This window comes from Polaromonas sp. DSP2-3-2b2 (assembly GCF_049895905.1).
Taxonomy (GTDB): domain Bacteria; phylum Pseudomonadota; class Gammaproteobacteria; order Burkholderiales; family Burkholderiaceae_C; genus Polaromonas.
The window spans coordinates 1-1,040 of record NZ_JAFCTH010000059.1; the positions used below are offsets into that span (position 1 = coordinate 1).

Annotated in this window: 1 protein-coding gene; it reads left to right on the forward strand. The window is 66.0% G+C overall.

The genetic code is table 11. The annotated features are described in order from the left end of the window. Positions 1-135: 135 nt before the first annotated feature. The coding region (locus tag ACP7AD_RS18540; protein WP_426166412.1) for an IS4 family transposase at positions 136-1,040 on the forward strand (905 nt) is incomplete at its 3' end.

A 1,040-nucleotide genomic window follows, 5' to 3' on the forward strand; every position in this document is an offset into this window, starting at 1 on the left:
AAGCTCTGCGTGCCCATGGCAAGCCTGAAATATTCAACAGCGACCAGGGGGCCCAGTTCACCAGTGACGGCTTTACCCATCTCATTACACACATGCCCGTAATATAGGCAGCAGAGTAATTAAAGGGGCGAGTGGATGGGCTGGGCGCAACAGGAATTCGAGACGATTGATTTGGGTGACCCGCGTCTGAACCGGCGCGCCGTACTGCTGGCCGAACGGCTGGGGCAAAAGCCCGGTGCGAGCATTCCCGGGGCGTGCGAGAACTGGGCCGAGACGGCAGCGGCCTACCGGTTTCTACGCAACGAGCAGGTCAGCTGTGAAGAGGTGATGGCGGCCCACCGCCAAGCGACGATGGGCCGCATCCGCGAGCACGCGGTGGTGCTGTGCCTGCAGGACACGACCGAGCTGGACTACAACGGGCAGGCGATGACGGGCCTGGGGCCGCTGAGCTACGAAGCGCAGCGCGGGCTGTATTTGCACCCGACCTACGTGGTCACGCCCGAGCGCGAGCCGCTGGGGGTGATGAATGCCTGGACGTGGGCGCGCGAATTCAAGGCGGGCGATGCGCCGCGCGGCGGCGTGCTCGAAAGCGTGCGCTGGGTGGAAAGTTACGAGCGCATCGCCGAGCAAGCCAGCGAGTTGCCCGGCACGCGCCATGTATGCATCGGCGACCGCGAGTCGGACATCCTGGCGCTGCTGGTGATGGCGCGCAAGATGAACCATGCGGCCGACTACCTGGTGCGCTGCCAGCACAACCGGGTGCTGCCCGAAGGGGGCAAGCTGTGGGATGAGGTCATGGCCGGCGTGCCGCTGGGGCGTATACGCTTTGAGATGCCGGCCGGTCGCGGGCGCAAGGCCCGCGCGGTCGAGCAGGAGGTGCGTGCCCAGCGTGTCCTGCTGCCCGACCGCCAGGGCGGCGAACTTGAAGTGACCTGCCTGATTGCGTCGGAAATCAACGCACCGGCAGGCGCCAAGCCGGTGGTCTGGCGGCTGCTGACCAACCGGGTGGCATCCACGCTGCAGGATGCAGTGGAGCTCGT